The sequence below is a fragment of the Mycobacterium sp. genome (assembly GCF_036488105.1).
Classification (GTDB): Bacteria; Actinomycetota; Actinomycetes; order Mycobacteriales; family Mycobacteriaceae; genus Mycobacterium.
The window spans coordinates 1-5249 of the sequence record NZ_DASXHW010000410.1 but is presented as its reverse complement, the minus strand read 5'-3'; the positions used below and the strand labels follow the sequence as shown (position 1 = coordinate 5249).

Genomic DNA, 5249 nt, shown 5'->3' with positions numbered 1-5249 from the left:
ATGCGCCGATACAGGATCAGACCCGAGCTGCGGTGCTCGATCTCTTCGACGAAATGCCACATCATCAGCGAGGCGATCCGCTGATCCCCCGCGCCGAACAGCGAATCACGGTTGTCCAGAATCACTTTGAACAGCGGGGTGAACGTTGCCTCCAGGTTGGCGATGTACGCGACGTGGAATTCGATCGGCTGCTCGTCGAGCAGTCGGTCGTAAGAGCGGCAGGCGTCGTCGTAGCACTGCTCGAGCTCGGGATACTTCTGTACCAGCGCCAACATGTGCTTGCGGTGCGCGGACGCGTGCTGCGCCTCTTGCCGCAGGAACGCCTCGGCCACGGCGGCGACCTCCGGATCCTGCTGCAGCTTGTCCTGCGCCCGGCGGACCACGTTGACGATGTAACGCTCGAACGGGACGGCGATGAACGTGAACGCATTGCAGAACAGCCCGAAATTCGGGTTGTCGGGCTGCCACATGAACGGCACGCTCGCATCGAACTCCCACGGGATCTTGCGGATCACGAGGTTGGTCACCGTCGCAACCTTTCCATCGACCAGGGCCAGCGGTAGGCTCAGTGTGACATTTGACCCCATAGATGTAAAGGACACGATGGCCGCTTCCGGGCGTACTGTCGACGCCGAGCAGTCGACGCGACGACGGATTCTTGCCGCCACCTTCGTCGTGCTGGCGCGCGATGGCCGCCGGCGGTTGCAGCTGTCCGATGTGGCCGCGCAGGCCAAGGTGTCACGCCCGACGCTGTATCGCTACTTCGGCTCCAAAGAGGGTCTGCTCGAGGCGTTCGGCCTCTACGAGCAGGACAACTTCGACGCCGGCATCGCCACGGCGATCGCCGGACTGAGCGGGGCCGATCGGCTCGATGCCGCGTTGAGGTTCATCGTCGACTTTCAGAGCAGCTATTCGCTGAGCTCACTGGCCGAGACCGAGCCCGAACACATTCTGCATCAGATGAAACGTGTGTTGCCGATCATGCGTGATCGGATCGCGCGGATCATCGGCGGCCAGCATGCCGAGGTTGCGGCATCCACCGTGGTACGAGTCGCTGTGTGCCACTACGTGATCGGTGACGACACCCCGGACCGGTTCCTTGCCGAGCTACGTCATGCGGCCGGGTTGGGGGCGAGTCACAACCGTCACGCCTGCACCTCACGCTGACCATTGCATGTGCTTTTGAAAAGGTGCCACATGCGATATCAACTCCGGAATTAGTCGTCCAGCCAGTTGTTGATCTTCGCCGCGACCAGGTCCGGCTTTTCGAGATGCAGGAAGTGACCGACGCCGTCGACGATCTCGAAAGCGGATCCGTCAGCCGGAAAGTGCGGGCTGAGGTCGCCGAGCAGCTCAGCTCCGATCGCTCCGTCGTCGGCGCCGTGCAGATATAGCGTCGGCACCGGCGGCGTTTGCATGGTGGCTGCCGTTTCGGCTTCGGCGTCGGGGTCAGCGAATTGCGGATTGAACGAGGCTCGATACGGCGCAACGACATTCGCGATGTTATCGGCAGTCACATAGCGCCGCAGTTCGGCGATGTCGTCGCCGGCGTCGTAACCCGGCGACCAGTCGGCCCACAGCGACTCCCAGAACCCGGGCGCCACCAACACGGCCTCCGCCATACCGACCTGCTGGATGAAATAGATGTAGAAGGATCGCTTGAGTTGGGCGTGGCTGAACAACCCGGCGGCCAATGCAGCGACCGGCGGAACAGCAAGCGCAACAAAGCATTCGAATGCTTTCGGTTCGACGGCTACGGCTCCGTATCCGGCTTGCGCTCCCCAATCGTGGCCGACCAGCAGCGCGCGGTCATCCGCGTCGTAGTGGCGACGTACGTCGAGCAGGTGGCGAACGTAGGTTCCGACGCTGATCGGCTGATCGGTCGGCGCGTCGTACCCGGGCAGCCACGGCGCCACCACCCGATAGCCGCGACGCGCCAACGCGGGCCCGAGGTGACGCCAGGTGAACGGCGTATCCGGAAAGCCATGGGCCAGCACCGCCAGCGGCAACGACGCGTCCTCGATCGCTCCGAAGGTGAGCGGCTGCGGCGAAGTCACCCCGCGAGCGTATTACAGCCTGGGGCTCATACGTAAAGGATCGATCATTTACATCTGACCCTTCGTATGTAAATCTGGGTGGCATGGCAGGAATCGCGCTCATTCAACGCGATCTGGCCGACACCAGGGCCCGGCTCGAGGCGTGGTTCAGCCACCGATTCGGCGGCGAGGCAGCGGTGTCGGAGCTGAAAGCGGCGAACCGCGCGGCCGGGTGGTCGAGTGAGAGCCTGGTGTTCGCCGCCGACGTGGCGGGCCAGTCCAGCGAGTACGTGCTGCGGATTCCTCCCGCGGGCGGCGGCATCTACCCGGAGTACGACCTGGACGCGCAGACGCGTACCCAGGAGTTGCTGCATCTGCACGGGATCGCGACGCCGTCACCGATCGTCTACGAACCCGACGAGTCGTGGATCGGGTCCCGGTTCTTGGTGATGCCGCGCATCGTCGGGCACACCCCGTCGGACACCACGTATGCGACGCGGGGATGGCTGCATGATGCGGGGCCGCAGGTGCAGCGTCGCGCCCACGATTCGTTCCTGAAGACGCTTGCGGGTCTGCAGCGCGTTCCGGTCGGCGAGGCGACCTGGCTGCACCGGCCAACCGGCACAGGCGTTTCCGCGGAGCTGGCGTGGTGGCAGGAGTATGCGGCCTGGGGCACCGACAATCAGATTCCGGACGTGATGACCGAGGCGTTCGGGTGGCTGCGGCGCCACCAGCCGGAGCAGACCGGTGACGCCGCGGTGTGCTGGAACGACGCTCGGCTATCCAACGCCATCTTCGGCGACGACGGGCAGATCGTCGGCGTTCTGGACTGGGAGCAGGCCTGCCTGTGCCCGGCCGAGACGGATTTCGCGTGGTGGCTGGCCACCCGGCGACAAATGTTGGAAGTCAACGGCATTGACGCCGATCCCGAGTTGCCCGGCTTCGACAGCCGCGAGCAGGTCATCCACCGCTTCGAAGAGATGATCGGTCGCCCGCTGGTCGCCCTCGAGTGGTACGAGATTTTCGCGATGACGCGAATGGGCTGTTGCATCATGCGCACCCGGGCTCTGCTGCGCAGCATCGGTCAAGGCGATCATTTCCTCACCCGGGCACCGATCCTGCCGGCGTGGACCATCTCGGCAGTGCGCGGCTAGACGTCGTGCGTCATTAATTCGTGTTTTGGCAGTCGAGATCGACGCTAGCGTGCTGGTCACTCGTACTTCTTCGCGCCAACGTCAATTTCGATGAAATGTCGTCGCAACCGAGGAGCAGATCGGGCTGGCTACAGCCACGACGGAACGATCCACTCGCCGTAGGGAGCGACCGCGAGCAGGTCGAGGATTCCGGACTCGTCGAAGGCGCCGCCGAATTCGCCGACTCCTTCGCTGAAGTGCGCCCAGCCGTCGACGTGGGCGGGGATGACCAGCCGGGCGTCCAGTATTTCGGCGGCTGCCGCGGCCCGCTGCCCCGTCATGGTCAGCGGACGGCCGCGCTCCTTCGCCGGCACCCTGGCCGCACCGGCAAAGATGATCGCCACGTCGACGTTGCCCACCCGGTCGGCGATCTCCTTGACCGCACTGATCGAAGCGTTGTCGCCGCTGAGATACACCGTTGGCAAGCCCGGACCCGAGAGCACGAAACCGGTGACCTCGCAGTTGACATGGCCACCGGCATCGCGCTGCCCGTCAGCAGGGCCGTGCACAGCCGGAACCGCTTGTACCGTCACCGCTTTGGTGCCGTCGACAGCCGGAAGCTCGAAGCTTTCGTATGGCTTGAGACCCACCGCCGGCGAGCCGAGCCGCTCCGCGCCGCCCGGGTGCGTCAGCACCAGCGGCGCGGCGAGCGCCACCTGCCGGCCCTCGTTGTCGAAATTGTCCGGATGCTGGTCGTGGCTGACCAGCACCACGTCGATGGCTCCCAGCGCGGCGGCGGGTACCGCCGGCCCGATCGTCTTGGTCAGGTAGTCGTGTTTACCGGGCTCGTCGAACGTCGGGTCCATCAGCATCCGACGGCCGCCGTAGTCGACAACGGTGGTCGGGCCGCCCAGCACGCTGAACGCGACGTCGCGCCGCCGGGCGTCCACTCGATTGCTCATGTCATGGACTCTAGAGGCCCGGACACACCACTATGGACTCGTGGACCTATACGACGTCATGCGCACCACGGCCGCAGTGCGCGACTACACCGGTGACCCCCTGCCCGACGACGTACTCGAGCGGATTCTCGACAATGCGCGGTTCGCGCCCAGTGGCGGCAACCGCCAGGGTGCCCGGGTGATCGTCATCCGCGACCGCGGGATTCGGGAAGCGTTGGCGGAGTTGTCCATTCCGAGCGCGCGACGGTATATCGCGCAGCTGCAGAACGGTGAGAGCCCCTGGAACCCGCTGCACCCGCCGAAGGTGACCGCCGAACAGATCGCGGCGATCGAGCCGCCGTCGCAGATGACCGCGCCAATGCTCGATGCCGCGGTGGTGCTGGCGGTCTTCGTCGATCTCGAAGTCGTTGCCGCGGTCGATCAAGACCTCGACCGGATCGGGGTGGTCAGCGGCGCATCGGTCTACCCGCTGGTATGGAACATTCTGCTGGCCGCGCGCAATGAGGGGTATGGCGGGACCATCACCACCAGCGCCATCAGCGAGGAGCCCAGGGTCCGAGAATTATTGGGCGTGCCCGAGTCGTTCGCTCTCGCCGCACTGTTGCCGCTGGGCAAGCCGCGCAAACAGCTGACGAAGCTCAGGCGCGCCAGCGTCGCCGAACTCGCCACCCGCGAGCGGTTCGACGGCGCGCCGTTCGGTTAGTCGGCGGTCACCGCGTCGCCGGGCTGGCGCTGGCCGAGCAGTTCGTCCTGCCCGACCTCGGCAGGACCCGAATCGTGGCCATTGCCACCACGCTTGGCCGGCTTCTTCTTCGTCGCCTTCGACGAGGTCTCAGCCTCGATGTGGTGTCTGTTGGGCGGCAAACCCGCTGCGGCGCCCACCATCTCGATCGCCTTCTCGGTGTACACCCGGTAGCCGAAGTTCGGCTCGTAGCCGTGGATCTCCTTGGTGTCCAAATCCCGCATGAACTGCAGGATCTCGCGGCTGAACACCTGGCCGGGCACCAGCACCGGGAAGCCCGGAGGGTAGGGCGTCACATACGTCGCGGACACGACATCGATTCCGGCATCCAGCTTTTCGTCGATTTGATCACCCATGAGGTATTCGCAGTTCGTGT

At 65.1% G+C, this 5249-nt stretch carries 6 protein-coding genes and 1 pseudogene; 3 read left to right on the top strand and 4 right to left on the bottom strand.

The window, feature by feature from the left end:
• A partial coding sequence (locus VGH54_RS21845) for a metal-dependent hydrolase (RefSeq protein ID WP_331514184.1) occupies positions 1 to 527 on the bottom strand: 527 nt, incomplete at its 3' end.
• Between the two features lie 76 nt (positions 528 to 603).
• On the opposite strand from VGH54_RS21845, the gene VGH54_RS21840 reads away from it, so the two are divergent.
• Positions 604 to 1167 carry a helix-turn-helix domain-containing protein gene (locus VGH54_RS21840; protein ID WP_331514183.1) on the top strand — a complete coding sequence of 188 codons (564 nt, stop codon included), beginning with the start codon at positions 604 to 606 and terminating at the stop codon, positions 1165 to 1167.
• A gap of 50 nt (positions 1168 to 1217) precedes the next feature.
• Here the strand turns inward: VGH54_RS21840 and VGH54_RS21835 are convergent, their stop codons facing one another.
• Complete coding sequence (locus VGH54_RS21835) at positions 1218 to 2057, bottom strand: alpha/beta hydrolase (protein ID WP_331514182.1); 840 nt, start codon at positions 2055 to 2057, stop codon at positions 1218 to 1220.
• Positions 2058 to 2140: 83 nt separating this feature from the next.
• On the opposite strand from VGH54_RS21835, the gene VGH54_RS21830 reads away from it, so the two are divergent.
• Positions 2141 to 3190, top strand: coding sequence for a phosphotransferase family protein (locus VGH54_RS21830; protein WP_331514181.1), 1050 nt, complete (start codon positions 2141 to 2143; stop codon positions 3188 to 3190).
• Between the two features lie 128 nt (positions 3191 to 3318).
• Here the strand turns inward: VGH54_RS21830 and VGH54_RS21825 are convergent, their stop codons facing one another.
• Positions 3319 to 4119 (bottom strand): MBL fold metallo-hydrolase, encoded by an 801-nt coding sequence (locus VGH54_RS21825; protein WP_331514185.1) that lies wholly within the window; start codon positions 4117 to 4119, stop codon positions 3319 to 3321.
• A 52-nt stretch (positions 4120 to 4171) separates the two neighbouring features.
• On the opposite strand from VGH54_RS21825, the gene VGH54_RS21820 reads away from it, so the two are divergent.
• Complete coding sequence (locus VGH54_RS21820; protein WP_331514180.1) at positions 4172 to 4834, top strand: nitroreductase family protein; 663 nt, start codon at positions 4172 to 4174, stop codon at positions 4832 to 4834.
• On the opposite strand, the pseudogene VGH54_RS21815 reads toward VGH54_RS21820, so the two are convergent.
• Positions 4831 to 5249 (bottom strand): annotated as a pseudogene (locus VGH54_RS21815) (ornithine decarboxylase); the annotation flags it as partial. The gene VGH54_RS21820 and the pseudogene VGH54_RS21815 sit on opposite strands and share 4 nt — an antisense overlap.